The organism is Candidatus Methylacidiphilales bacterium, from assembly GCA_033875315.1.
Classification (GTDB): Bacteria; Verrucomicrobiota; Verrucomicrobiia; order Methylacidiphilales; family CAZTYG01; genus JANRJG01.
In genome coordinates this window covers 92570-119120 of record JANRJG010000026.1, presented here as the reverse complement: position 1 = coordinate 119120, position 26551 = coordinate 92570, and the positions used below count along the sequence as shown (strand labels likewise).

The following is a 26551-nucleotide window of genomic DNA, read 5'->3' as shown; positions in this document are numbered from 1 at the left end:
GCGTTGCCGGGGATACGGCGACGCCAGCTATGCTGTTCTCCAAATACGCCACCGAAGGTTTTTTCGACGAGATGTTCGTCAAGTCCGGGCAACCGCGCCCCCACTACCGTGCCCTTCTCGAACGGTTCAAGGAATTGAACCGCCGTGATTTCGAGCGCAAGCAACAGGAGGTGGACCTTTCCTTCTTGCGCATGGGCATCACCTTCACGGTCTACGGGGACGAGGAGGGGACCGAGCGAATTTTTCCCTTCGACCTCATTCCCCGCATCATTCCCAACAAAGAATGGGAATTCCTGGAAAAGGGTCTGACCCAGCGCATCACCGCCCTCAACCTTTTCCTCAAGGACATCTACCACGAGCAGCGCATCATCAAGGAGGGGATCATCCCGGCGGAATACGTGCTTTCCGCCAAGCACTACCGGCCCGAGTTCATGGGCTGCAATGTTCCCCGCGACATCTACATCCACATCTGTGGCACCGACCTGATCCGCGACAATGACGGGCGTTACCTTGTCCTGGAGGACAATGGCCGCTGTCCTTCCGGGGTATCCTACGTGCTGGAAAACCGACAGGCCATGAAACGGGCCTTCCCGCATTTGTTCGACCGCATGGGCGTCCGCCCGGTGGATACCTACGCCGCCGACCTTCTGCACACCCTCCGCCACATCGCGCCTCGGGGCAAAGACGACCCGACCGTGGTGGTTCTGACCCCGGGGATCTATAACAGCGCCTACTTCGAGCATTGCTTCCTGGCCCGCCAGATGGGCGTGGAGATCGTCGAGGGGCGAGACCTCCTGGTCCGCGATGCCAAGGTCTACATGCGCACCACCAAGGGGCTCGAACAGGTCGACGTCATTTACCGCCGCATCGACGACGACTTCCTCGACCCGATGGTCTTCCGCAAGGATTCGGCCCTCGGCGTGCCCGGCCTGGTCAGTGCCTATCGCGCGGGCAACGTCAGCCTGGCCAACTCCATCGGCACCGGCGTGGCCGACGACAAGGTGATGTATTATTTTGTCCCCCGCATGATCAAATTCTACCTCGGAGAGGAGCCCCTCCTGCCGAACGTCGACACCTACCTGCCCAACGAAAAGCAGGACATGAAGTATGTCCTCGAGCACCTGCCCGAACTCGTGGTCAAGTCGGCCAACGAGGCCGGGGGCTACGGCATGATCATCGGTCCCAAGGCGACCAAGGCCGAACTCAAAGAATTCCGCGACAAGATCATCAAGGAACCGCGCAACTTCGTCGCCCAGCCGACGATCTCCCTTTCCCGCCACCCCACCTACACCGACGGCGTCTTCGAGGGCCGCCACATCGACCTCCGTCCCTATATCCTTTATGGCGATAAAGTGCGTATCATGCCCGGTGGTCTGACCCGGGTGGCCCTGCGCAAGGGTTCGCTGGTGGTCAATTCTTCCCAGGGCGGGGGCAGCAAGGACACCTGGGTGCTTTTCGGAGACGAATGATATGCTGTCGCGTGTAGCCGATTCCCTGTTTTGGATGGCCCGCCAGACCGAGCGGGCGGAGAACATCGCCCGCATCGTCGATGTCAACCTCCAGCTATTGCTCGATTACCAGAAGCTGGATGACAAGGCGTTGAAGCAGCATTGGGAGCCGCTGGTGGTCAGTCTGGGGGATGAGGAATTGTTCGCCAAGCTGCACAAGAAGGCCGACAGCGCGAACGTGACCGACTTCCTGACCTTCAATCCCAAGAACCCCAACTCCATCCTCATGTCGGTGACGGCGGCGCGGGAAAACGCCCGTAGTGTGCGCGACCAGATTTCCCAGGAAATGTGGGAGGAGATCAACCGGCTTTACCTTTTTGTCCGGGCCCGGGATGCCAAAAAAATCTGGAAACAAAGCCCGACCGCGTTTTACCGCGAGGTCAAACAAAGCTCCTATTTGGTCCAAGGCCTGGCCAACGCGACCATGCCCCGGGATGAACGCCGCCAGTTTTTCACCGCCGGCCTCTTCTTGGAGCGTGCCGACAAGACCACCCGGCTGCTGGATGTCAAATACCACAATCTCCAGGCGGAAGTGGCCGGAGAAGCCGCGGCCAGCGTCGATTCCGTGCAATGGGCCGCGGTGCTCCGTTCCTGCAGCGCCTATGAAACCTACCAGCAGACCTACAGCACCGACATCCTCCCCTGGAAAGTGGCGGAGCTGCTGATCTTCAACGACAGCTTCCCGCGTTCCATCCGTTACTGCGCCAATACCCTGGACCAGTCCCTGCGCAGCATTTCCGGCAGCACTCCCGGCACTTTCACCCGGGAGGCCGAGCGCATTTCCGGGCGTCTCCTTTCCGAACTCAATTACAGCACCCTGGACGACGTCCTCCGGCTGGGGTTGCACGATTATCTGGATGAACTGCAGCAGAAGCTCAACGCCATCGGTTCGGCCATCTACACCAGCTACATTTCCCACGCCACCACCTCCCTCGAGGAGGAAATCCAGATCCAGAAACAGCAGCAGCAACAACAGCAGTAATTGAAACCAGGCAAGGGTTCCATGGCCAGGCGGGTTCGGCGGTCGGTGGGTGCTTGCCAACGGCGGGGAAGCGGCTAATCCCAATTTATGCCTGTATCTGTTGTCACCGGTGCTTCCGGGTTTCTGGGTTCCCATCTCTCCGACCGCCTGCTGGCCGAAGGCCATGAAGTCATCGGCATCGACAATCTCCTCACCGGCAACACTGCCAACATCGAGCACCTGGCCGGCAACAGCAAATTCAAGTTCATCAAGCAGGACGTCACGGAATACCTCTACATCCCGGGCAAGGTCGATTTCGTCTTCCATTTCGCCTCCCCGGCCAGCCCGATCGACTACCTCGAACTTCCCATCCAGACCCTCAAGGTCGGTTCCCTCGGCACGCACAAGACCCTCGGTCTGGCCCACGCCAAAGGGGCGGGCTACCTCATCGCTTCAACCTCGGAATGCTACGGCGACCCCCTGGTCCACCCGCAGAAGGAAGATTACTGGGGCAACGTCAATCCCATCGGGCCGCGCGGCGTCTACGACGAGGCCAAGCGCTTCGCCGAGGCCATGACCATGGCCTACCACCGCCACCACGGGGTCAATGCCCACATCGTCCGCATCTTCAACACCTACGGCCCCCGTATGCGCCTGCGCGATGGACGCGTCGTCCCGGCCTTTGTCGGTCAGGCCCTGCGCGGCGAGCCGCTCACGGTCTTCGGCGACGGTTCCCAGACCCGCAGCTTCTGTTACGTCTCCGATCTGATCGATGGCATCTTCCGTCTTTCCCAAAGTAATTTCCATGAACCGGTCAACATCGGCAATCCGAATGAAATGACCGTGCGCCAGTTCGCCGAGGAGATCATCAAGGTCACCGGCAGCAAGAGCACCATCATTTCCAAGCCGCTTCCGGTCGATGACCCCAAGCAGCGCCGTCCCGACATCACCCGGGCCAAGACCCTCTTGGGATGGGAGCCGAAGGTGGGCTTGAGTGAAGGACTGGCCAAGACCATTCCCTGGTTCCAGGCCCGGCTCGAAAGCTGATGAAAGCCGGCCGCGCCGCCCCGTTGTTCCTGGCCCTGGCCGTCTCCGCTTCCGCCCTCGTCGCCCCGGTTCGGGGGCAAACCCTGCCCACCACCGTGCCCCCGGCCCCGGCTGGGGCCAACGATGAGGCCCGCTACCGTAGTGCGGTGGTCTTCTCCAGCGTGCTCGAATTGATCCGGGAAGAATACGTCGATGCGGGCAGCGTGGATTATGAAAAACTGACCTACGCCGCGCTCGACGGCATGCTGGCATCGCTTGATCCCTACAGTGAATTCCTCGACCCCGAGGGCTATTCGGCCATGCGCAGTGAAACCGAGGGCGAATTCGGCGGGCTGGGGATCTACGTCGGCATGCTCCCCAACCGCACCTTGGTCGTCAATATGCCGGTCGAGGGCGGTCCCGCGGCCAAGGCCGGGTTGCTGCCCGGGGATTGGGTGGTCAAGATCAATGGGACATCGACCAAAGGCATGAGCGTGCGTGATTCCGTCCAGGCCATGCGCGGCAAACCGGGTGAATCGGTCCAGCTCCTCATCTTCCGGCCCTCCACCAACGAAACTTTGGAAGTCGCGGTGGAGCGCGAACTCATCAACGTGCCCACCGTGCGCGGGGTCCGCATCCTCCAGGAGTACACCCGCGGCAACAGCCGCGTGGGTTACATCCGCCTGGTGCAGTTCGGCGAAAAGACCGTGGCCGAGTTCGATGCCGCCCTCCAGCAGTTGCAGAACGAGGGGGCCAACGGGCTGGTCCTCGACCTGCGCAACAACCCGGGCGGCCTGCTCGATGTCTCGGCCCAGATCGCCGGTCGCTTCGTCCCGGCGGGCACGGTCATTGTCTCGACCGAGGGCCGCAAGGGGGTCTCCGAACGCAATTTTTTCCAGGCCAAGGGCCGGACCCATTTCCCCGACCTGCCCCTGGTCGTGCTGGTCAACCGCCACAGCGCCAGTGCGGCGGAAATTGTCTCTGGCGCCTTGAAAGATCTCGGCCGGGCCGTGCTGGTCGGCGATGTCACCTACGGCAAGGGCTCGGTCCAGACCGTCCAGCCCGTCGACCCCAATGCCAAGCCGCTGGTCGGCGTCCGTTTGACCACGGCCAAGTATTACACCCCCAGCCATGCCCCCATTCATGGGGTCGGCATCACGCCGCACATTCTCGTGCCGATCAGTTTGAAAGAGGAGCAGAATGTCCTCCGCCGCCAGAACTGGCACCTCCTCTCGCCCGAGCAGCAGACCGAAGTCCAGAACCTCCCCGACACCCAGCTCGGCCGCGCCGTCAACGCCCTCCAAGCCATCCAGCTCTACGGCGAACGCAAGCAATCCAAGCAGATCGCCTGGGTGAGGTGAGGGGCGGGGAAAAGTTTTAAGTTTTAAATAATGAAGTTTTAAGTGGGGAAGCTGGCGCCTTTTTACTACCACCGGTTTTTTGCGTGATCCTTGGTATTGAATCTTCCTGTGATGAGACGTCGGTCGCGCTGGTGCGCGAGGCGGGCGGGCGGCTGGAGATTTGCGGCCACCTGATCGCGTCGCAGATCGAGGCCCATCGCCCGTATGGCGGAGTCGTGCCGGAACTGGCCACGCGCCAGCATCTGCTGCGCTTGGACCCGATGGTGGCCCGTCTGCTGGAGGAATCAGGCACCGCTTTGTCCGACTTGGCTGGCATTGCCGTGACCCGCGGCCCCGGGCTGGCCTCGTCCCTGCTCATCGGGCTTTCCTACGCCAAGGGACTGGCCCTGGCCTCGGGCAAACCCTGGATCGGCATCAACCACATGGAGGGGCATCTGGTGTCCCCGTTTCTGACCACTGGCAACCCGCCGGCGTTCCCCCACGTGGCCTTGATCGTCAGCGGCGGCCACACCCTGTTGGTGGAAGTTCGCGGTCCGGGGGATTACCGGGTGTTGGGCACGACGCGCGATGACGCTGCCGGGGAAGCTTTCGACAAAGTGGCCAAGCTGCTCGGGCTGGCTTATCCCGGTGGCCCGGAGATTGAGAAACGTGCGCGCGGTGGCAATCCGGCAGCGGTGGACTTTCCCCGCAGCATGCTCGACTCGGGTGACCTGAATTTCAGCTTCAGCGGACTCAAAACCGCGGTTCGGATTTTTCGCGACAAAAACCCGGATTTCCCGGTGGATGATGTATGTGCGTCGTTCCAACAGGCGGTGGTCGACGTACTCGTGGCCAAAGCCCGGCGGGCCCTGCAACAGACTGGTGGTCGCCTGTTGGCGCTGAGCGGTGGGGTGAGTTGCAATTCGGCCCTGAGTGGGGCCTTGAAAAAAATGGCGGAAGGGGAAGGATCCCGTTTCATTGGTCCGGACCGGACGCTCAGCACCGACAATGCCGCCATGATAGCCGCCGCCGGTTTGCTCCGATTCCGCGCCGGCCAGATTTCCCCATGGGATCTGGATGTCGATCCCAACCTCAGGCTCAGCGTTCCGTGAATGGGGTTTAGCCTATCAAAACCTGAATGTCTCCGTGAACTTCCTGCTCTTCGTGGTAAGCAACTGCATAGAGCCGGATCAGCGCCGGACAATGAGGAAGATGCCGGCGACCAAGGCGAGCACCGCCATGACGACGGGCAGTCCCTTGAAGTGCAGGTCAATGAGTTGGATGACACCGGTGGCGGTGAGCCAGATTCCAGCAAGAAGAAGGCCGATATTTTTCATGGCCCCCCAATGTAAGGAGAAGAAGGGAACTTCCAATACCCAATCAATACCGAATAGATCGGGGGGATTATAGATCCGCTTTTTGCAGGTGGCGGGTGAAGAGGATGGCAAAGAGGGCCAGATAGGCGGTCGCGGCCAGTCCCGATTCGAAGGGGTTCAATTCCGCTGGCAGCGAGGCTGTGACGGATCGCACTGCCTGTCTTGCTGCTTGCGGAACAGGAAAGGATGCCAGTGCTTCAAGAACCTTGTCCGGCAGGAACAGCCAAGCCCGGGTGGGGCCAACAACCCAGGCGAACATCCAGCGTGCCACTGTTTCGAGGAACAACACGTAAGCCAAATATAGGATGATGGCCAAAGCGGTCTGGCGGATGAAGAGGCCGACCAGCGTACCGATGGCCAGATAACCCAGGGCCTGGAGAAAAAAGCCCAAGAGGGAAAACCAGGGTGGTAAGGATAATGTTCCAGTGAAAATCCCCACCAGTGAACCCAGGGCCAAGTAAACCCCGGTCCCCGCGAGCGACAGGGCGACGGCGAAGATTCCTTTGGACGCTGCCACTTCACCACGGGTCAGACCGAAAATCACGCTCTGCCGGAGGGTTTTGTGTTGGAATTCCGAGGTGATCATGAATACGCCCAGAAATCCCATGAGGAGGACGTTGGCCCAACTGCCGACCCAGGCCAGGAGTTGCCAGTTCTTGGGATGAACCAACATATCCTGCAAGGGTTTGACCGTGTCCCCATTGACGGTCATCTGGAAATTCTCCCCGATCAGATGGGTCATTCGGAAGCCCCCGGCAAACAGGAGCAGATAGAGCACCACCAGCGTGCGGAAGGTTCCATTGGGCAGGAAGCGGCGTGCTTCGATGGAAAGCAGAGAGGAGACTTTCATGAGCGGGTGATTTCCAGGAATTCCGCCTCGAGGCTGCGCGATTTCGAGGTGATGTGGTTGAGCGTGATTCCTTTATCGAAGGCTTGGCGGTTGATCTCGCCGGGCACATGCCCGTCTTCCAGTTCGAAGATCAGGCGCACGCCCTCGCGCTTGAGGTTCAGCACGTAGGGCAGTGACGCCAGCAACTGGTGAAGCTTTTCCGCGTCCTCCTCGGAGGTGACGGCTTCGACAACCGGGCGTCCGCCCAAGATGGAGCCCACCGCTCCCGAGGCCAGGCACCGGCCCTGTTTGAGGATGGCCACGTGACTGCAGATTTTCTCCACTTCATCGAGGATGTGGCTGGCCAGCACGATGGTTTTGCCCTGGGAGGCGATTTTTAGAAGAATGCGACGGACTTCGATCATCCCCTCGGGGTCGAGGCCGTTGGTCGGTTCGTCAAGGATGAGCACATCTGGATCGCCGACCAGGCAGGAGGCGATGGCCAGGCGTTGTTTCATCCCCAGGGAGTAGGTCTTGAAAGGGGAAGCACGTCGTTCTTTCAATTGGACGAGTTCCAGGAGCGGATCAGGGTCGAAGTGGGACAAGCCCTTGATCGCGGCGACGAGGGCCAGATTTTGATCGGCGTCGAGGTAGGGGTAGAAGTTCGGGGTTTCGAGGAGGGCGCCGATCCGGCGGCGGACGCGCGGGCCTTCGGAGCCGTCGAACCAAGTGAAAGTGCCTGAGGTCGGGCGGAGTACATCAAGGATGGTGGCGAGAAAGGTGGTTTTGCCGCTGCCATTGGGGCCGAGGAGGCCGAAAACCTGGCCGGCATCAATGGATAGATCGAGGCCGTTGAGGGCGGCGACGCGGCCATAGTGTTTGGTCAGGGCCTGGGTGGAAAGGACGGGCATGGTCCGAAAGGATACGCAGGCGCCGGGCCGCTGGGAAGCTGGGAATCTAAGGGGGATCGGGGTGTCGTTTGAGGGAACAGGGCGGTGTTCGTAAAGATCAACCCCGGGGTGCAAAGGTGCGCACTTGCGGCGGGAGCAGGGGTTTGCTGAAGTCAGTCCCCATGACTCCCCGATTGCCTGAAAATCATACGCCCACATGGAGGGAAGCGGTGCGTTTTTGGGGTCGGTTGGGTTTGATTTCGTTCGGGGGACCGGCCGGTCAGATCGCGATCATGCACCGGGAATTGGTGGAGGAGAAAAAATGGGTTACGGAACCCCAATTCCTCCACGCGCTCAATTATTGTATGTTGCTGCCGGGACCGGAGGCCCAGCAACTGGCGACCTATCTGGGTTGGCGGATGCACGGCGTCCGTGGCGGGGTGGTGGCCGGAGCCCTGTTTGTCTTGCCGTCGGCACTCCTCCTGTGGGGCTTGAGTTACGTTTATGCCGCCTATGGCAACTTGCCGGTCCTTTCGGCGATCTTCTACGGCTTGAAGTGCGTCGTTCTGGCCCTGGTGATTGAGGCGGTTTTAAGGCTGTCGAAAAGGGCACTGAGGGGTCCCCTGCCGGCGGCAGTGGCGGTACTGGCTTTTTTTGCGATCTTTGAGTGGCAGGTTCCTTTTCCCTTTTTGGTGGTGGGTGCGGCTTTGATCGGTTGGGCGGGCAGTTTTGTTTTTCCAAAGGGTCCCGGGTTGTTGCGACCGGAATCCGGGCGGGAGACACCCGTGCGCGACAACGGGAGAGTTTCTCCAATTTCTACCGTGCGTGTTGCCGTGATTTGTCTGTTGTTATGGTGGGCTCCCCTGGGAGCGGCGTTCTGGGTGTTCGGCGGGGAAAGCATCCTGTTCCGGCAGGGGATTTTTTTCAGCCAGGCGGCCTTGGTGACTTTCGGAGGGGCCTATGCGGTGCTGCCTTACGTGGCCGATCATGCGGTCTCCGCCGGTTGGGTCGGACCGGAACAGATGATGGCCGGGCTTGCCTTGGCGGAATCCACTCCGGGGCCCTTGATCATGGTTCTACAATTCGTCGGTTTCCTCGGCGGTTGGCAGAATCCCATGGAGGGCATTCCGCCGCTCGTGGCCGCCACACTTTGTGCCGTTCTGACCACTTGGTGCACGTTTCTGCCCAGTTTTCTCTTCATTCTGGTGGGGGCCCCTTATGTCGAACGCTTGCGGGGGTGGGCGCGTTGTGACGCCGCCCTGACCGCGGTGACTGCCGCCGTGGTGGGGGTGATCCTCAACCTCGCCCTTTGGTTCGGTTCCCACTTACTTCTTCCCTTCGGCGGACGTTTCGATGGCACGGCGGCCATCCTGGCCCTCCTTGCTTGGATCGCCCTCAACAAGCATGTGCCCGGAGGGGTGCTGTCGGTGATTGTGGCCGGGGGTGCCGCCGGGTGGCTGGTCCACGTCCTCGGTTGGGCGGGGTGAGGGGTGGATGACGGATGACGGTGGACCAAGGACCAAGGACCAAGGACGCTTACCCTAAGTCAGAATCGGTTCATGATCCAGCCGAGGAGGAGAACTTGGGGGACGGTGACCAGGGGCAGGAAAAGGGCGATCTTCCAGGAACCGGTGGTTTGCTTCAACGCCATGATCTCGGTGTAGTCGGTGGCCGCCCCGGCCATCAGAAAGGTGAACCCGCCCCCCGGCGCCCCGGCACGGGTCACCAGGTCGGCAGCGATGGGGGTCGATCCCTCCGAGCAGACTTCGATGATGGTGGCCGCCAGCAGGGTGAGCAGCAGGCCACCGATGGTCGGGCCAAACCAGGTTTGGTAGAATTCCATCGGAAGCACCGCGCGAAGCAAAGCCGCCAGCACCGAGCCGAAAAGGATCCAGCGCACGATCATGCGGGAATCCCGGATGCCATCCACCAGCACGGAACGGATCCAATGCGAACCCGGTCGGAAGGTGCGCAGGCGGGCTTTCGCATCTCCGACAAGGGAGTAGTTTTCCGGCAGATCCCGCGTATGCGGGTTGGCGGGTAGGATGCCGCTCGCGACCAGGCGGTCGAAGATCAGCCCGGAGAGTAGGGCGATGACAGCCGAGCCCGCGATGAAGAGCACGGTCCATTTCCAACCGATGAGAGAGAAGAGAATGATCGTGAGGGAAAAAGAGTTCCAAGGGCTGGCAATCAGGAAGGCCATCACCTGTCCGACACTGGCTCCGCGTTCATAGAGTTTCATGGCCACGAGTAGGATGCCGTGGTTGCAGAGGTCGAGGAGCAATCCCGCGCCGACCGCGCGCAGGATGCCATTGATTCTGCCGCCCGGTCCCAGAAGGCCCATGACCGTTTCGCGGGGGACCTTCCCGAGCAGGCCGACGGCAACGATGCCCAAGGCCAGGCCCCACCACATTTGATTCAGGAGGTCGAAGACCCCATGCGTGAAAGTGCCCAGGCGGGCATGGGTATCGTGCAGGTGGGGAAAGGCCAGGTGGGTGGAGTAAGCCAGAGCAGCCAGGGCGAACGATCCCCACAGGAGCCAGTCGAAGGTTCTCTTGGTAGAGCCGCAACAGTCACCCCCATCATGATTTGGACTGGGGGGTGGTGTTCCGTGGTCTCCACCACAGCAGGACGGAGTGGGCGATGGGGTGGGGTTAAGTTTGGGTTGGGAAGAACAGCAATCGCTCACCCCACCAACTTAGGTGATAAAATACGGTTGTCCCGTGATAAGGTATTCTCAGGAACACCTTCCACCTTCACAGGAACAAGAAACCCCGAACCTTCAACTTCAGACTTTCCATCAGGCCCCCATCCAGGAGGCGAAGCGGAGGTAGAGGGGGATGCCGATGATGACGTTGAAGGGGAAAGTGATGCCGAGGGAGGCGACGAGGTAGTAGCCGGGGTTGGCTTCGGGGAGGGCTACGCGGACGGCGGCGGTGGCGGCGATGTAGCTGGCGCTGGCGGCGAGTACGCCCAGCAGAACACACCCGCCGTAGGAAAGTCCGCAGGCCATGCCGGTGCCGATGCCGAGTAACGAAGCCAGAGGGGGCATGACCAGGGCAAATGCCACCAAGAAGGGACCAGCCGTGCGCAGGTCGCCCAGGCGTTTGGCTGCGGCCACCCCCATGCCGACCATGAAGAGCGCCAGCACGCCCTTGAAGGGTTCGATGAAGAGCTTGTTGATGTCGGTCATGCGTTCGGGACCGTTGAACCAGGCGACCAGGAGCCCGCCGACAAGGAGGAGGACGCTCTTGCCCAGCACGACCTCGCGGAGGGTTTCGCTCCAGTGGACATTGGTGGAGGCATGGGTCAGCCGGGCCAGCATCAGGCCGACGATGATGGCGGGGATTTCCAGGATGACCAGGAGGACGACCATGAAGGGCTCGTGGGTGATGCCTTGGCGCGAGAGGATGTTGAGGGCAACGGCGAAAGTGATGACACTGGTCGAACCGTAGTGGGCGGCAATGGCGGCGGAGTCGATGCCGGAAAACTTGCCGAGTTTCCTCAGGATGGTGTAGGCCAGCACGGGGATGAGAAGACCGAGGCCGAGGGTCCCGAGGGCAGGGAGGGCGATGGGGGCGAGGGTGGCACCATGGAGGGCAATCCCGCCTTTGATCCCGATGGCCAGGAGGAGGTAAATGCTGATGGCGTTGTTGATCTGGTCGGGAATGTCGAGGTCGGATTTGGCCAGCCCGCCGACCAAACCAAGCAGGAAGAAGCAGATGACAGGATCAAGAGCGGACATGGGTCCATCGTCCTTGGTCATCGGTCCTTGGCAAGTGCAAAGGAACCGTCGGTTGCGTGGGGATGGTTACTCGACGTCATCACCCACCTGGGTCAGCCGGATGGTGGGGAGTTTGTCCTCGTGTTCCTGCCCGGGGGGGTGGATGAGGGTGTCGAGACGGTGGCGGACGGAGAGGAAGGGCGGGGTGATGAACTGGTCGGCGCTGCGGGGGCGGGGCACGGGATTCTCGATGAATTCCTCGACGTGTCCCGGCTGGGTTCCGAGGACCAGGATGCGGTCCGAGAGGTAGACAGCTTCGTCCAAGTCGTGGGTGATGAAAAGGATGGTGACATCGACCTGGCGCCAGATCTGCAGGAGATAGCTTTGCATCTGGCAGCGGGTCTGGGCATCGAGGGCGCCGAAGGGCTCGTCCATGATGAGGATGCGGGGGTTGTTGGCCAGGGCGCGGGCGATGGCCACGCGCTGCTTCATGCCGCCGGAAAGCTGGTGCGGGTAGCTTTCGGCGTGGGCGGAGAGGCCGACCATATCAATCCATTGGAGGGCATCGTTTTCCGCTTCGAATCCGCCATGGCCGGCGATTTCCAGGCCGAACATGACGTTTTTCTTCACGGTCAGCCAGGGGAAGAGGGTGTAACCCTGGAAGACCATGCCGCGGTCCGGGCCGGGAGCGGTGACGGGTTTGCCGTCGAGGAGGATTTCCCCCGAGGTGGGGTGGTCGAGCCCGGCGATCATGCGGATGAGGGTGGACTTGCCGCAGCCGGACGGGCCGATGACGGTGACGAATTCCCGGCGGTGGACTTGGAAAGAGACGTCCTTGAGGGCGTCGCGCTCGCCTTCGGCGGCGGCGAAGCGTTTGCCGAGGTTTTTGACATCGAGGATGACCGGGCGCTGGTGGAGCTTGGCGAAACGCGCCGCCACCTCCGGGGACTGGTCGCGGTAACTGGGTAGTTGGAGGGTGGAGGACATGGGAATTTTAACAGGAGGAAACAGAGTTAACTGAGCAAGGCCGATGAGGGTTTATAGTTAAAAATAAAACGCCGCATTGCTCTGTTTTCTCCATTACCTCCTGTTCAATCATCATTTCACGTAGTCCGGGGCGAGGGCTTTGAAGAAAAGGCGCAGGATGGAAGGGCGGCCATTGCCTTTCCAGGGAAAGATTTGTTTGCCCAACCAGGCGAGGAAGAGGTCGGAGGCCAGGCCGATGATGCCGATCATCATGATGGCGGCGAAGACGTTGTCGAAGTTGCGGTAGCGGCCCTGCTGGTTGATGAAGTAGGTGATACCGGAGGAGGTGCCGATGAATTCGGCCACGATGAGGTAGGTCCAGGCCCAGCCGAGGAGGATGCGCATGTCGGTGTACACATCGGTGATGGAGGCGGGGATGATGACGCGGGTGACGAGTTGCTTGGGGCTGGCCCCCATGGTTTGGGCCGCTTCGAGGAGGGCGGGATCGACCTTGCGCACGGTGTTGGCGATGACCAGGACTTGTTGGAAAAAGGTGCCGATGAAGATGATGGCGATCTTGGGGGCGTCGTAGATGCCGAGGACGGCCACGCAGAGGGCGCCAAAAGCGGGAGCGGGAAGATAGCGGAAGAATTCGATGAAGGGTTCGGTGGTGCGGGAGACGGCGCGGAAGCTGCCGCAGAGGATGCCCAGGGGAAGGCCGACGAGGGAGGAAAGGGTGAAGCCCCAGAAGATGATGGTGACGGAATGCCAGAGGCTCTGGTGCAGCCAGGGTTCGGTGGGCAGGCGGGGAGGGGTCTGGAAGGCGGTGACCAGGGCCCGTGCGACCTCGTGGGGGGCGGGCAGGTACACCGGGTTGGCGCGGTGGCCGTCCGGTTTGGCCAGTCCGGCCGAAACCGCCTTGGCGGATTCCTCGGAAAACACCTGGCGGTCAACAAGCTGGCCCTTTTGGAAGTAATCCACTCCGCCGGGTTCCGTGATGCGGACCATGGGGTGCCAGAGAAAGGGCAGGTAGCTGATGGCGCTCCAAAGGGCGAGCGGGAGGATGAAGGATAGGACCAGGAGCAGCAACTGGCTCCGTGGGGAGAGTTCGCTGCGCAGGCCGAGTGGGTCGCGGGGAGGGGAGGGTTTCACCACAAACCTCCATCGTCCCGCTTTGCGGAAGCATGGAGGCCGGGAGCTCGCGAAGGACGCGAAGTTTGGGAATGGTTCATCTGCTGGAATCCACGGAACGGGTTGGACGATCCGTGGACGGCCATGGGGGTGATTTACTTCAGAGATTCAATGATGGAGGCGTCGATGTAGTCTTCCGGTTTCTGCGATTCTTTGTAGACGGCATTGTCGACATTGAACTTGTTGGCAATGGCGGTGGAGCCGTAGAGCGAATCGAGGCCGTCGGTTTTCTTGAAGCGGGCCTTGGTTTCGGCGAGGGTGAGGAAGTACGTTCCGGGGAGGAAGGTGGCGAATTCTTCCGGGGAAACCTTGACCTTGGCGGCCATGATTTTCACAGCATCGTCCTTGGTTTTGGGATCTTTCAGGTAGTCGACGATCTTGTAATAGACCTTGGCCACCTTGGCCCAGTCTTCCTTGCGGGCGGAGAGGCTCTGGGGGCTGACGGCGAGGACATCGTAGATCAGGCCGGGGGCGTCGGCGCTGGTCCAGATGGGTTTGGAGCCGGGGACGGCCTTGAGGGCCTGCTGCGAAACCGGATACCAGGCACCGATCGCTTCGACCTGACCCGAGGCGAGGGTTTGCGGGGTTTCATTGGTGGGTGTGGGGACCAGGGTGATGTCCGACTGCTTCAATCCATTTTTTTCCAGGCCTTTGAGCAGGAGGAGGTGTTCGACGAGGGTGACTTCCAAGCCGACTTTTTTGCCTTTGAGGTCCTTGAGCGATTTGATGCCGGGCTTGGCCACGATCATGTCGTTGCCGTTGCTGTAGTCGGTGAGGAGGATGAACTTGCTCTTGCCGCCATTGGCACCGGTGACGAGGGCATCGCCGTTGGTCATGGTGACCGCGTCGACCTTGCCGCCGGCAAAAGCGTCCATGGAGGGGAGGTAATCCATCCATTCGAATTTGACGTCGACGCCGGCTTCCTTGAACCAGCCTTTCTGGATGCCGACTTCAAAGGCGATCCAGCCCGGCCAGTCGCTGTAGGCGATCTTGAGGGGTTCTTTCTTGGCCTGGGCGAATGCGCCCGCAGTGGTGGCGATGACCAACGCGGCGGCGAGGGTCAGGGATTTGGGGATGTTCATGTTTTTTCCTGATTGGGGTTCACTTTGGGTTCGGTTGGGGGAGGCAAAAGCATCAATTGTGCCGGTGGAAGACTTTGTTCATGACGAGCCAGCGGCCGTCCACTTTGCAGAGGGTGAAAAAGTCGGTGAAGCGGATGCCGGTCCAGTTGTCGATTTCCAGGCGGACGCTGGCCACGGTCCCGGCCACGTCGATCGAGGTGATCTGGGTTTGGATGTCCGCGGCGGGGCCGTTTTTTTCGTCCCAATCGAAGAGGATCTGGATCGGTCCAAAGAACGGTTCACCCTGGATGTAGCCGAAGATCTGGGCATCGCGGTGGAAGGCGGCCTTCATTTTGGCGAGGTCACCCGTGCGTGCGCCTTCGGTGTAGCGCCCGATGGTTTCGGCGATGGCGGTGGTGTCTTGGAGGGTGGCGGTCATGGCGTGGTTGGGGGTCGTTCAGAAAAGCCGGGCGTAGCGCTTGATTTCCCAATCGCTGACGGTCTGGTGGTATTCCTCCCACTCGGCCTGCTTGTAGGTGATGAATTCCTGCCGCAGTTCCGGGCCGAGGACACTTTCGATCCAGGGGTCGGATGCGAAGGCCTCCACGGCTTCGCCGAGAGTCTTGGGCAGGGGTTGGACGCCCCGTTCTTTCAGCTGGGCGTCGGTGAATTCGTAGAGGTTTTCCGTTTGGGGATTGCCGGGGTCGAGGTTTTCCCGGATGCCTTCGAGCCCGGCGGCGAGAACCAGGGCACCGGCGAGATAGGGGTTGCAGGAAGAATCGGCGTTGCGGGATTCGCAGCGGCCTCCGGACATGGGCACGCGGATGGAATTGGTGCGGTTGTTGGTACCGAAGGAATTGAAGACCGGGGCCCAGGTGTAATAGCTCATGGCGCCGCGGCGGATCAGGCGCTTGTAGGAATTGACCGTGGGGGCGAAGGCCGCGCAGATGGCCCGGCCGTGGCGGAGGATGCCGGCGATGAATTGGTAACCGAGCGGAGTGAGGCCTAGGCCCCGCGGGTCCTCCTCCTTTGGACAGGCAAAGAGGTTCCTGCCCGTGGCCGGGTCGGAGAGGGACATGTTGAAGTGGGCCCCGTTGCCGGTTTTGTCGGCAAAGGGTTTGGGCATGAAGGTGGCCAGCAGGCCGTGGTCGGCGGCGATCTTCTTGGCCAGATACCGGAAGAAGATGTAGCGGTCGGCCATGGTCAGGCCGTCGCTGTGTTTGAAGTCGAATTCAAACTGCGAGTTGCCGTCCTCGTGGTCGAAGGAGTAGACGTCCCAACCGAGGGCGTTGAGGGTCGAGGCCATCTGGTCGAGCAGGGGATACTGGTCGAGGAAGCGTTTGACGTCGTAGCAGGACTTGATGAGGTTGTCGTCGCCGTTGGGGACGAAGAGGGCGCCGTTCTCGTCCTGGCCGACGAAGTAGACTTCGCACTCGATGCCGAGGTTGAACTGGAAGCCCAGGTCGGCGGCCTGTTGGAGGACTTTTTTGAAGGCGACCCGTGTGTTGATGGGGTAGGGCTGGCCGTGGAAGGTGTTGTCGGCCGGGAACCAGGCCACTTCCGTATTCCAAGGGAGAATGACCATTCGGTCGAGGTCGGGCACCGACGCGATCTCGTCGTCGTTCGGTCCCTGGCCCAGGCCGTCGAGCGCGTAACCGGTGTAAAGTTCCGAGCCTTGGGCGAAGTCCTCGAAGTGGGAAATGGGGACGACTTTGCCCTTGGGCACGCCGTGGATGTCGACGTAGGCACCGATGCAGTATTTGACCCCCTGGGCGATGAGGGTTTCTTTGAAGGCGGATAAGTCCATGGTTATTGGTCCTGTGTGATCGGCGTTCCGTAGGAGTGGTTCAATGGGGGTTGGGCGGTGAGGGCAGTGCGGACGAGGGCTTCCCAGTCTTCCAGCAACATGCGGGCCAGTTCTGCTCCGGCGGCGGGGGTGGCCCGGCTGGGGTAGCCGGTCACGCCATTGCTGCTTGTCCGGTTGACCGGGAAGGCAAAGGGCAGGCCTTCTGTGCGGTCGGGGTCGTCCGAAGTGTCGAGGAGTTCAGAGCGAACTTTTTCCGGGGCGAGGTGGAGCATGAGCGAGGTTTCGGCCTCATTGGCGTGCCAGTCGGCGGCATCCGCGGCAAAGCGGGTTTGGATGCGGGGGCTGAGGGTGGCGATGGAATGGAGGCCGATGCAGGCGTCGTCCCAGCGGGAGCGGATGATTTCGAGGGAGCACCGCAGCGGGGCATGGTTGGTGACGTGGCCGTTCAGAATGAGAAGACGCTGAAATCCCGCTCGGTGCAGCCATTCGTAGAGGGAGACGACGGTATCCGTGAGGATGTGCGGGGTCAGGGAGAGGGTCCCGGGCCAGCGGTGGCTGTGACCGAGCGAGCAACCGTAGGGGAGGGCGGGAAGGACAGGAACCCCGGTGCGGGCCGAGACCTGCTCCGCCACCCATTGGGCCGAAATCGTGTCCATGCCGCAGGCGAGGTGGGGGCCGTGTTGTTCCGTGGCCCCCACCGGAAGTACGGCCAGGTGCATGCCGGAATCGCGGAGGCTGGCGATCTCCGGCCAGGTGCGTTCGGACCAGAAGAGGGGGGCGGGGAGGGACATGGGGAGAAGTGGGGTTAAAAAAGTATGAAGAAAGTCAAAATTCGTGTGCAGTCGGGTGGGCAAAAAGGCATGGAAAAAACAGATTTCATTTCATGAAGCAGGCAACGGGCCAAGTCTTGGGGAAAAACCCTGAAAACAGTCAGTTGGATTCCCGGTAGGTCAGGTAACCCCGCCATCCCCCGTATGCGGTGATTTCGGGGGCGGATTCCAGGGCGGCGGGCTCGCAGAGGAATCCTTTGACGGTTTCGCCCTCTTCCAAGGTGATCGTGCCGATGCCGAGGGGGGAAGGGATTTGGGCGACGAACTGGCCGAAGGCTTCGGGAGACAGGGCATAGGTTTCCACTTCGATGGAGGCACCACCGGCATTGACCCGAACCATGCCGGGTTTGGGCGGGGTGCTGTCGGGCAGGACGTAAAGTTTGTAGGTGGGAGCGGTGCGGGTGAGCTTTAGAAAACGCGCCCCGAGTTTGACCAATTGATGGTGTAATGGCAGGCCCTTCAAGTGGGCGCCGACGACGGCCAATTCAATTTCTGATTTCTGATCTTTGATTTCTGATTTTAGGGAATGCAGCTTATCGCCAAGAAATACCGCTGCTGCCTGCAATAGAAAATCGTCATGGAAGGCGGGGGCGAGTAGGGTGGGGCCGGTGGGGACGCCGCCGACTTGTGACCCGTGGGGCACGGTCACGGCGCAGAGGTCGAGCAGGTTGACAAAGTTGGTGTAGGTGCCGAGGCGGCTGTTCAGCTCGACCGGGTTGGCTTGGACTTCGTCGATGCGGTAGCAGGTCGGGGTGGTGGGGAGGAGGAGGAAGTCGATGGATTCCCAGACGGGTTCGGTGGCCCGTTTCAGTTCTTGGAGCCGATGGAGGGCGTGGAAGCAGTCGGCGGCGGTGGGGTTTTGACCATTTAAAATAATTTTTGTGACTGTGGGGTCTAGGGAATTTCTGATTTCTGATTTCTGATTTGATGAAGGAATTCGCCAACCGCCGTGTATCGCTCGGCGACCCAAGGGCCGCCGTAGAGAAGGCGGGCGGTTTCGAGGAAGGGGGCCAGGTCGATCTCCACCACGGTGTGACCGAGGGCTTTCCATTGAGCGATGGCGGAGATGTAGGCGGAGCGGGCCGTCTCGTCGTTGTCGAAGAACCATTGATCCTCACGCGGAACGCCGATGCGCCAGGGAGCGTCGGCGGCAGGTGTGGGTTTTGCTTGGCGGGACCAGGGATCGAGGGGATCAAACGCGGCGGTGAGTCCGAGGAGGGTGCGGGCCTGGGCGATGTCCTTGGTGAAAAAAGTGACGCAGTCGAGGGAGCGGCAGGCGGGCACGACGCCGCGGGTGCTGAGGAGGCCGCGCGTGGGCTTGGTGCCGACCAGTCCGTTGAAGGCGGCCGGGACGCGGCCCGAACCTGCGGTGTCGGTGCCAAGGGCGAAGTCGACGTGACCACGGGCGACCGCGACGGCCGAACCGGAACTCGAGCCTCCGGAGATGAATTCCTCCGCCAAGGCATTCTTCACGGCACCGTGCGGGGAGCGGGTGCCGACGAGGCCGGTGGCGAACTGGTCCATGTTCGTCTTTCCCAGGCAGAGGGCCCCGGCATTAAGGAGGGCTTGGACCACGGGATTCGAGGTGTTCGGCGTATAGGCGTAGCCAGGGCAGGCGGCAGTCGTCGGCAGGCCGGCGACATCGATGTTGTCCTTCACGGCGAAAGTCTTACCGTAGAGGGGTAGGGAAGGGGAGAGGGATTCCAGGCGGCGCAAGTTTTCCTCCAAAGGCACGAGGGTGATCCAGGCGTTGAACCGACCATCGGCGGCGATCTTTTCGTAATGCGCCTGGAGTTTGGACTTGGAGGTCATTTCTGATTTTTGATTGATGAATGCTGATTGGTTATGGGTTTATCTGAATTCTGTTCGAACAATCCGCAATCAGAAATCAGCAATCATCCATTCGCCGTCGCTTTGACGACGGCGAGGGTTTGTCCTGCGGTGACCGGTTTGCCCTCGGTAGCCCGTGTTTCCACAACCTGGCCACTGCAGGGTGCATGAACGACAGTTTCCATTTTCATGGCTTCGACGATGGCGAGGGTTTCGCCTTCGGCCACTTTCTGGCCGGGTTGGACGAGCATCTTCCACAGGTTGCCACTGAGGGGCGAAGGAACGGCTTCGCAGCCCTCGGGAATGGCGGCCTCGTCGGTGGTGCCGAAGGCGGTGTCTTCCGCGTCCGGGATGGGGGGGAGGCTTTTCCAACGCTCGCGCTCTTCAGCGAAGGCTTTTCTTTGTGTGGCGCGGAAAGTGGCGATGGATGCGGCGTTGGATTCGAGGAATCGGTGGTAGTCACGGAGACGGAAGGGTTCTTCTTCAATCTTCAGTTTGTGGCGGCCAAGGAGGAAGTTTTTCCGCATTTCCAGGAGTTCGTCGGCCTCGACGGGGTAGAAGCGGATCTGGTCGAAGAAGCGTAGGAGCCAGGGTTTGCCGTCCTTGAAGTCGGCGGTCTGGCGGAAGGTGTTCCAGACTTGCAGGGTTCTGCCGACAAACTGGTAACCCCCGGGCCCTTCCATGCCGTAGATGCACAGGTAGGCGCCGCCTATGCCGACGGAGTTTTCCGCCGTCCAGGTGCGGGCGGGATTGTATTTGGTGGTGACGAGGCGGTGGCGGGGGTCGAGCGGGGTGGCCACGGGGGCCCCGAGGTAGACGTCACCCAGGCCGAGGACGAGGTAACTGGCGTTGAAGACGATTTGCTTCACTTCATCGATGGATTCCAGGCCGTTGATACGGCGGATGAATTCGATGTTACTCGGGCACCAGGGGGCGTCGGGGCGGACGGATTGGGTGTATTTCTCGATGGCCAGCCGGGTGGCGGGGTCGTCCCAGGAGAGTGGCAGGTGGACGATGCGCGAGGTGACTTCGAAGTCATTGGGGTCGCCGAGTTCGTCTTCGGCTTTTTCCAGGAGGGCCAGGAGTTTGTGGCGTGGGAGAACGCGATTGTCGTAATGGATCTGGAGGGAGCGGATGCCGGGGGTGAGGTCGATGACCCCGGGGAGTTGATGTTTCTCCACCCATTGCATGAGGGCGTGGGCGCGGAGGCGGAGATCGAAGTCGAGGACGATGGGACCGTATTCGATCAGGAGATACTTGTCGCCACTGGGGCGGTAATTGACCGCGGGTATGGGCCCGCGGGCGGGAATGTGGTGGATGATGCAGGATTCGTCCTTGGTCCTTGGTCGATGGTCCTTGAATGAAGACAAAGCGGGGTAGTGACCTGAAGCGATGGAGGATTCCATTTCTTGTTCGGCGGATTCGGCTTCTTCGAGGGTGACGGGGAGGAAGCGGAGGGTGTCGCCGGGGCGGAGTTGGCCCATGATCCAGCGGTCCGCACGGATGATGGTCGCCGGACAGACGAAGCCGCCAAGGCTGGGGCCGTCGGGGCCGAGGATGATGGGCATGTCGCCGGTGAAATCGACGGTTCCAATGGCGTAGGCGTTGTCGTGGATGTTGGAGGGGTGGAGGCCGGCTTCGCCGCCGTCGGGACGGGCCCACTGCGGTTTGGGGCCGATGAGGCGGATGCCGGTGGGGTTGGAGTTGTAATGGACTTTCCAATCGGTGGTGAAAAACATCCGGATGTCCTCGTCCGTGAAGAAGTCGGGGGCGCCATGCGGACCAGCCATCACGCGGATGGGCCAATGATGCGACCAGTCAGGAGTATCAAGCAGTTTCCAGTTTCCGGTTTCTTGTTTCTGGTTGGGGGAAAGATGCAGGACGTCGCCGGCACGGAGGGCGCGCCCGGCGGGGCCGCCGAAGCCGCCCAGAGTGAAGGTGGATTGGCTGCCGAGGTATTCCGAGGAACGGATGCCGCCGGAAATGGCCAGGGTGGTACGGCATCCGGTGCCGGCGATGCGCTTGAGTTTGACGACGGTTCCTGCCTTCACGTGGACGGCTTGGTCCATCGGGAGGTCGCTTTCGATGCGGGCTCCTGTCAGGGCAATGACGGTGTCGGAGTTGAACTTGAGGGTGGGGCCGGTGAGGGTGATTTCGAGGGCGGGTGCACCCTCGGGGTTGCCGACGAGTCGGTTGGCCAGGCGGAACGAGGCATCGTCCATCGGTCCGGAAGGGGGAACACCGACGGCCCAGTAGCCGAGTCGTCCAGGGTAGTCCTGCACGGTGGTCATGGCTCCGCCATCGAGGACATCGATGGAGTGGGCGTGGTAGGAAAAGTCGGCCAGCATGCGTGTGGTGGGGCGACCGGCGACGAAGTCCGGGTGTTGGAGGATTTCGCCAAGGTAGGCGGTGTTGGTTTCGATCCCGGACAGGGTGGTGTGAGAGAGGGCTTCTTGGAGCCGGGCGATGGCGGAGGCGCGGTCGGGGCCCGTGGCGATGATCTTGGCGATCATGGGGTCGTAGTATGGGGGGACGACGGTGCCGCGCTCGACCCAGGTTTCGACGCGGACATTGGGGGGAAATGCAGCCTCAATGAGCAGGCCGGAACTGGGTTGGAAGTTTTTGTGGGGGTCCTCGGCGTAGAGGCGGGCTTGGACGGAGTGCAAGCGGTTCTTGGTTCCTAGTTCTAGGTTCTTGGTGGAAGACAAGTATTCATGGATCGGGTTATCGCCCATGGCGAGGCGGACCATCCATTCGACGAGGTCGAGGCCGAAGACTTCCTCAGTGACGCCGTGTTCGACCTGGAGGCGGGTGTTGACCTCGAGGAAGTAGAAGGCGCCGGTGTCGGCATCGAAGACATACTCGACCGTGCCGGCGGAGCGGTAGTGGACGGATTGGCCGAGGCGGATGGCGGAAGCGTGGAGTTCGCTGCGCACCGAATCAGTGAGGCCGGGGGCGGGGGTTTCCTCGATGACCTTTTGGTTGCGGCGTTGGACGGAACAATCGCGTTCGCCGAGGGCGATGACGTTCCCCTGGCCGTCGCCGAAGAGTTGGACCTCGATATGGCGGGCGCGGGCGACAAATTTCTCAAGGAAGACACCGGGGTCGTTGAAGTTGTCAGCGGCCATGCGGCTGACGGCCTCGAATTGGGCGTGGAGTTCGACGGGGTCGTGGCAGACGCGGATGCCGATGCCGCCGCCCCCGCCGGTGCTTTTGAGCATGACCGGATAGCCGATGCGATCGGCCTCGGCGGCGGCGTGGACGGCATCGCGCAACAGGCCGGAGCCGGGGAGGAGGGGGACCCCGGCGGCGGCGGCGAGTTCCTTGGAGCGGTGTTTGAGGCCGAAGGAGCGGAGTTGTTCCGGAGTGGGACCGATGAAGGTGATGCCTTCGCGCTCGAGTCGTTCCGCAAAGGCGGCATTCTCGCTGAGGAAACCGTAGCCGGGATGGACCGCGTTGGCGCCAGTCGATTTGCAGGCGGCGATGATTTTATCGACGTCGAGGTAGCTTTCCTTGGCCGGGGCGGCGCCGAGGCAGACGGATTCGTCGGCCTGGCCGACGTGGAGCGACCCGTGGTCGGCGTCGGAATAGACGGCGACGGAGGGGAGGTCCAATTTGCGCAGCGTCCGGATGATGCGGCAGGCGATGGTGGCTCGGTTGGCGATCAGAACCTTGAAGTCCTTGGTCATTGGTCCTTTGTCCTTGGTTTCATGGGGCAAGGCGATAGGGTTTTGCTGTGGCGCATGAATCTTTTGAGAATTTGAGGGTGTATCGGATGGCAGAAGAATTGGCGGATGCGGTTTGGGATATTGTCGTCTGTTGGGATGTGTTTGCTAAAGACACCGTGGGCAAACAGCTTGTGCGTGCGGTGGACTCGGTGGGAGCGAACATCGCCGAGGGTGCAGGCAGGGGAAGCTTTCTGGACAACAAGCGGTTCATTAAAATCGCACGTGGATCGCTCAATGAGACCCGTCATTTTCTGAGGCGTGCCCACAAGCGCAAGCTGCTGACCACTGGTCAGATCAAACGGCTTAAAGTCCTGGTTGATGCGCTTCCCAAGACCTTGAATGCCTATCTGAAGTCGGTCGGTCGGGTTCAAGATTCCTCCAAGGACGAATGACCAAGGACTAAGGACGGCCGTCCACGTCCCAAATCAGCACCCTCACGGGTGTGGGATTGTAGGCATTGCACGGATTGTTGAGCTGGGGGCAGTTGGAGATGAGGCAGACGACGTCCATTTCGGCCCGCATTTCGACATATTTACCGGGGGCGGAGACGCCGTCCTCGAAGGTGAGGCCGCCTTCGGGGGTGACGGGAACATTCATGAAGAAGTTGATGTTGGCGCCGACATCGCCCTTGGAGTAGCCGCGTCCGTATTCCGCAATCTGGAGCAGGAAGGTGTCGCGGCAGTTGTGCATGGAGCGCTTTTCGAGGGCGTAGCGGACCATGTTGCTTTCGGCGGCACAGGCCCCGCCGAGGGTGTCATGGCGGCCGCAGGTATCGGCGGTGATGGTGAGCAGTGTGTGGCCTTCGAGTGAGAGAAGGCGGCTGCCTGTGGTGAGGTAGATTTTGCCCTGGGCGCGGATCGTTTCCTGGGCGCTGTAGCGGTCGGCGGGGTCGAGGGCGTTGTAAAAAATCGTGTCGACGGCCTGGTTGCCTTCCAGGTCGACGATGCGGAAGGTTTGGCCTGCCTTGATTTCGTGCATCCAGCCGTCTCCGGCGGGGATAATCTGATCCAATACGGCCGCGGTGGGTTTGAGGGGGGATTCGGTGAGCATGCTAGTTTTATGTTTTAAGTATTAAGTTTTAAGCAATCACAGGAAATACCGTTCGGTGAGTTCGAAGCCGCGTTGGTTTTCGGGGCAGGAGATGCGGCAAGGGTCGTCATCGGCCACGGGATCAGAGGTGAAAACAGCGAGGTGGAGGGGGGCGGGGTCGTAGGGACCGGCGGGGGAGAGGGGGTGGGGGCAGGTGTTGAGGATGACGAGGGTGTTCATCTCAGCGCGGAGGTCGATGAACGAACCGGGTTGGGCGTGCCCCGGGTGGAAGTTGAGCTGGCCTTCGTTGTCGACCGCGACCTTGCTGAAGAAATTGACATTCATGACGAGGTCACGGCGGCCGAGGTTGTATTTGCCAAGCTCGACCAGAAAGTTGTCGCGGGCATTGCGGTGGAAATGGTTGCGCGCTTCCTGGAAAGATTTGGGGCCGAATGCGGCGTGGATGGTTTCCGGGGTGGAGGGGCCAGTGAGGGGATCGTGCCATCCGGCGGTGTCGCGGGGTATGGAGACGAGGATGCGGCCCATGTCGGAATAGAGGCAGTGGCCGGTGGTGAGTTTGGCCGTGTGTTGGGCCTTGAGTGTGTCCGGCAGATTGAAGCGTTCGGAGGGGAGTTCGAAGTTGAAAAAGATCGCCGCGGCATTGAGGCCGCCGCGGGGGTTCATGAGGCGGAGGGTGGTGCCGCGCTTGAGGACATGGGACCAGTTGCCGCCGCCGGGGACGATTTCGCGGAAACGGATCTTGGATTCGGGGATGCCGGGAAGGGTGATGTCAGCGGTTTTCATCGGCGGGCGGGTTTGTCGTGGAGGGGGGGGAGGACGGTGCTGTTGAGTTGGAGGGAGGCGTGTTGAACGCCCTTGAGCGAAGCGAAGACATCCTTGAGTTGACGCAGGATTTGTGCCGGTCCTTGGACGACGAGGATTTGCAAGCTTTGGTGTTTTTCCAGGTGAACGAGCTGGATGGTGACGATTTCCTTGAGGTGGCGGTGTTGGAGGTCGGTGATGCGGTTCTGGAGGTTCCGGCGGCGGTGTTCGTAGGTGAAAGTGAGCACGCCCATCATGACGGTGGTGTCGAGGCGGGCATCGTAGTCCGCAACACCTTCTCGGATGAGGGCCGCCAGGGCCTGCGAGCGGTTGGGGAAGCCGCGGCCCTTGGCCACGCGGTCGAGACCGCGGACGGTCGGGGCGGGCATGCTGACGGTGAAGCGGACGAGGGCAGTGGACATGGTATGAAGAAATTATAAATTCTTCATACTATTGCAAGCGGGAAGCGTGCCAGAAACGCGGATGGATGATCACGGGCCGCGTAGACCGGACCGGGAGATGAAGGGATTTTTCAGCTGCGGAAGATGAAGTAGACGGCACCGACGAGGCAGAGGGTGGCCCAGAGATAATCCAATTTGAGGGGTTGGCCCATGTAGAGGACGGCAAACGGGACGAAGACCGAAAGGGTGATGACTTCCTGGAGGATTTTCAGCTGGGCGAGGGAGATTCCGGACTGGAAGCCGATGCGGTTGGCCGGGACCTGGAGGAGGTATTCGAAGAGCGCGATGCCCCAGCTGATGAGGGCGGCGATGACCCAAGGTTTGGAGTTGAGGTGTTTGAGATGGCCATACCAGGCAAAGGTCATGAAGACATTCGACAGGATTAGCAAGGCTATGGTGGAAATGAGCGGAGGCACGGGCTGCCTTTGAAATGTGAAATGTGAAATGCGAAATGGGGAATTGGGAACGAGGATTGCTTATTCGGCGAGGATGGCGGAGAGGGCGGCCTCGGGGTCCGAGGCGGCGAGTATGGGGCGGCCGATGACGATGTAGGAGGCACCGTCCTCGAGGGCTTGGCGCGGGGTGGCGATGCGGGACTGATCGTCGACCCCGGACCCGAGAGGCCGGACGCCGGGGGTGACGAGGGTGATGTCCGGGCCGAGCTGGCCGCGGAGAAGGGGGGCTTCCAAGGGGGAGCATACGAGGCCGCGGAGGCCGGCGTTGACGGCGAGTCGGGCGAGGTGGACGGCCTGGCCGGAGGCGGTGTGGTCGAAGCCAAGCTGGTTGATTTCGTCGTCGCCGAGGCTGGTCAGGATGGTGACGCCGAGGAGGGTGGTTTGAGGGGCGGTGGCGGCGGCTTTCACAGCGGCCTCGATCATGGTCGGCCCACCCAGGGTGTGAAGGGTGAGGAACTTGAGGTCGAGGGGAAGGAGGGCTTCGACGGCCTTGGCGACTGTGTTGGGTATGTCGTGGAGCTTGAGGTCGAGGAAGACCTCGGCCTGGCGGCGGCGGAGTTCGCGCACGAGATCGGGTCCGGAGCGGGAGAAGAGCTGGAGGCCGACTTTGTAGCAACCGATGCGGGGGCCGAAGCGTTCGGCCCAGCGGATTGCCTCGTCGGGGGAGTCGAGGTCAAGGGCGAGGATGATCTGGTTGGGGGAAATGGCCATGGAGGG

26 protein-coding genes are annotated in these 26551 nt (G+C 61.3%); 7 read left to right on the top strand and 19 right to left on the bottom strand.

Going from position 1 to position 26551, the window contains the following annotated elements:
- The first annotated feature begins 29 nt into the window (after positions 1-29).
- From SFU85_08405 to tsaD, 5 genes are all read left to right on the top strand, one after another.
- Complete coding sequence (locus SFU85_08405; protein ID MDX6766799.1) at positions 30-1469, top strand: circularly permuted type 2 ATP-grasp protein; 1440 nt, start codon at positions 30-32, stop codon at positions 1467-1469.
- 1 nt (position 1470) lies between these two features.
- Positions 1471-2490 (top strand): alpha-E domain-containing protein, encoded by a 1020-nt coding sequence (locus tag SFU85_08400; protein ID MDX6766798.1) that lies wholly within the window; start codon positions 1471-1473, stop codon positions 2488-2490.
- An 87-nt stretch (positions 2491-2577) separates the two neighbouring features.
- Positions 2578-3516, top strand: a complete 939-nt coding sequence (locus SFU85_08395; GenBank protein MDX6766797.1) for a UDP-glucuronic acid decarboxylase family protein — start codon at positions 2578-2580, stop codon at positions 3514-3516.
- The gene (locus tag SFU85_08390) at positions 3516-4856 is read left to right on the top strand and encodes a S41 family peptidase (GenBank protein ID MDX6766796.1); all 1341 of its coding nucleotides are present in this window, start codon (positions 3516-3518) and stop codon (positions 4854-4856) included. Before SFU85_08395 ends, SFU85_08390 begins: the two co-directional genes overlap by 1 nt.
- Before the next feature lie 83 nt (positions 4857-4939).
- Entirely contained in the window at positions 4940-5947 is a 1008-nt protein-coding gene (gene tsaD, locus SFU85_08385) for a tRNA (adenosine(37)-N6)-threonylcarbamoyltransferase complex transferase subunit TsaD (protein ID MDX6766795.1), read from the top strand.
- A gap of 78 nt (positions 5948-6025) precedes the next feature.
- Here tsaD and SFU85_08380 read toward each other — a convergent pair whose 3' ends face one another.
- The 3 genes from SFU85_08380 to SFU85_08370 all read right to left on the bottom strand — a co-directional run bounded on the left by SFU85_08380 (position 6026) and on the right by SFU85_08370 (position 7951).
- Positions 6026-6172: a hypothetical protein gene (locus tag SFU85_08380; GenBank protein MDX6766794.1), complete on the bottom strand. Its 147-nt coding sequence runs from the start codon at positions 6170-6172 to the stop codon at positions 6026-6028.
- A 67-nt stretch (positions 6173-6239) separates the two neighbouring features.
- A complete protein-coding gene (locus SFU85_08375; protein MDX6766793.1) occupies positions 6240-7061 on the bottom strand; it encodes a hypothetical protein in 822 nt (273 codons plus the stop codon).
- A complete protein-coding gene (locus SFU85_08370; GenBank protein MDX6766792.1) occupies positions 7058-7951 on the bottom strand; it encodes an ABC transporter ATP-binding protein in 894 nt (297 codons plus the stop codon). The genes SFU85_08375 and SFU85_08370 overlap by 4 nt, the downstream gene beginning before the upstream one ends.
- 161 nt (positions 7952-8112) lie before the next feature.
- Here SFU85_08370 and chrA point away from each other — a divergent pair, with 161 nt between their 5' ends.
- Positions 8113-9417, top strand: a complete 1305-nt coding sequence (gene chrA, locus SFU85_08365) for a chromate efflux transporter (GenBank protein ID MDX6766791.1) — start codon at positions 8113-8115, stop codon at positions 9415-9417.
- A gap of 59 nt (positions 9418-9476) precedes the next feature.
- Here the strand turns inward: chrA and SFU85_08360 are convergent, their stop codons facing one another.
- From SFU85_08360 to uca, 11 genes are all read right to left on the bottom strand, one after another.
- Positions 9477-10619: a permease gene (locus SFU85_08360; GenBank protein MDX6766790.1), complete on the bottom strand. Its 1143-nt coding sequence runs from the start codon at positions 10617-10619 to the stop codon at positions 9477-9479.
- A gap of 111 nt (positions 10620-10730) precedes the next feature.
- A complete protein-coding gene (locus SFU85_08355) occupies positions 10731-11675 on the bottom strand; it encodes a sodium-dependent bicarbonate transport family permease (GenBank protein MDX6766789.1) in 945 nt (314 codons plus the stop codon).
- Between the two features lie 66 nt (positions 11676-11741).
- Positions 11742-12641, bottom strand: a complete 900-nt coding sequence (locus SFU85_08350; protein MDX6766788.1) for an ABC transporter ATP-binding protein — start codon at positions 12639-12641, stop codon at positions 11742-11744.
- Between the two features lie 111 nt (positions 12642-12752).
- A complete protein-coding gene (locus SFU85_08345) occupies positions 12753-13772 on the bottom strand; it encodes an ABC transporter permease subunit (GenBank protein MDX6766787.1) in 1020 nt (339 codons plus the stop codon).
- A gap of 134 nt (positions 13773-13906) precedes the next feature.
- Complete coding sequence (locus SFU85_08340) at positions 13907-14893, bottom strand: ABC transporter substrate-binding protein (GenBank protein ID MDX6766786.1); 987 nt, start codon at positions 14891-14893, stop codon at positions 13907-13909.
- A gap of 52 nt (positions 14894-14945) precedes the next feature.
- Complete coding sequence (locus tag SFU85_08335) at positions 14946-15311, bottom strand: nuclear transport factor 2 family protein (protein MDX6766785.1); 366 nt, start codon at positions 15309-15311, stop codon at positions 14946-14948.
- An 18-nt stretch (positions 15312-15329) separates the two neighbouring features.
- Positions 15330-16679: a type III glutamate--ammonia ligase gene (glnT, locus tag SFU85_08330; GenBank protein ID MDX6766784.1), complete on the bottom strand. Its 1350-nt coding sequence runs from the start codon at positions 16677-16679 to the stop codon at positions 15330-15332.
- 2 nt (positions 16680-16681) lie between these two features.
- Positions 16682-17470 (bottom strand): creatininase family protein, encoded by a 789-nt coding sequence (locus SFU85_08325; protein ID MDX6766783.1) that lies wholly within the window; start codon positions 17468-17470, stop codon positions 16682-16684.
- A 139-nt stretch (positions 17471-17609) separates the two neighbouring features.
- On the bottom strand, positions 17610-18479 hold the full coding sequence (locus SFU85_08320) for an amidase family protein (GenBank protein MDX6766782.1): 870 nt from the start codon (positions 18477-18479) through the stop codon (positions 17610-17612).
- The gene (locus tag SFU85_08315; GenBank protein MDX6766781.1) at positions 18404-19321 is read right to left on the bottom strand and encodes an amidase family protein; all 918 of its coding nucleotides are present in this window, start codon (positions 19319-19321) and stop codon (positions 18404-18406) included. The genes SFU85_08320 and SFU85_08315 overlap by 76 nt, the downstream gene beginning before the upstream one ends.
- Positions 19322-19404: 83 nt before the next feature.
- Entirely contained in the window at positions 19405-23058 is a 3654-nt protein-coding gene (gene uca / locus SFU85_08310; protein ID MDX6766780.1) for an urea carboxylase, read from the bottom strand.
- 17 nt (positions 23059-23075) lie between these two features.
- Here uca and SFU85_08305 point away from each other — a divergent pair, with 17 nt between their 5' ends.
- Positions 23076-23459, top strand: a complete 384-nt coding sequence (locus tag SFU85_08305; GenBank protein ID MDX6766779.1) for a four helix bundle protein — start codon at positions 23076-23078, stop codon at positions 23457-23459.
- Between the two features lie 7 nt (positions 23460-23466).
- Here the strand turns inward: SFU85_08305 and SFU85_08300 are convergent, their stop codons facing one another.
- The 5 genes from SFU85_08300 to pyrF form a co-directional block, all read right to left on the bottom strand.
- Complete coding sequence (locus SFU85_08300; protein ID MDX6766778.1) at positions 23467-24117, bottom strand: urea carboxylase-associated family protein; 651 nt, start codon at positions 24115-24117, stop codon at positions 23467-23469.
- A gap of 36 nt (positions 24118-24153) precedes the next feature.
- Positions 24154-24900, bottom strand: coding sequence for an urea carboxylase-associated family protein (locus SFU85_08295; GenBank protein MDX6766777.1), 747 nt, complete (start codon positions 24898-24900; stop codon positions 24154-24156).
- Positions 24897-25340, bottom strand: a complete 444-nt coding sequence (locus SFU85_08290) for a CopG family ribbon-helix-helix protein (protein ID MDX6766776.1) — start codon at positions 25338-25340, stop codon at positions 24897-24899. Before SFU85_08290 ends, SFU85_08295 begins: the two co-directional genes overlap by 4 nt.
- Before the next feature lie 110 nt (positions 25341-25450).
- Positions 25451-25795: a DMT family protein gene (locus SFU85_08285; GenBank protein MDX6766775.1), complete on the bottom strand. Its 345-nt coding sequence runs from the start codon at positions 25793-25795 to the stop codon at positions 25451-25453.
- 60 nt (positions 25796-25855) lie between these two features.
- On the bottom strand, positions 25856-26545 hold the full coding sequence (gene pyrF, locus SFU85_08280; protein MDX6766774.1) for an orotidine-5'-phosphate decarboxylase: 690 nt from the start codon (positions 26543-26545) through the stop codon (positions 25856-25858).
- Between the last annotated feature and the right edge of the window lie 6 nt (positions 26546-26551).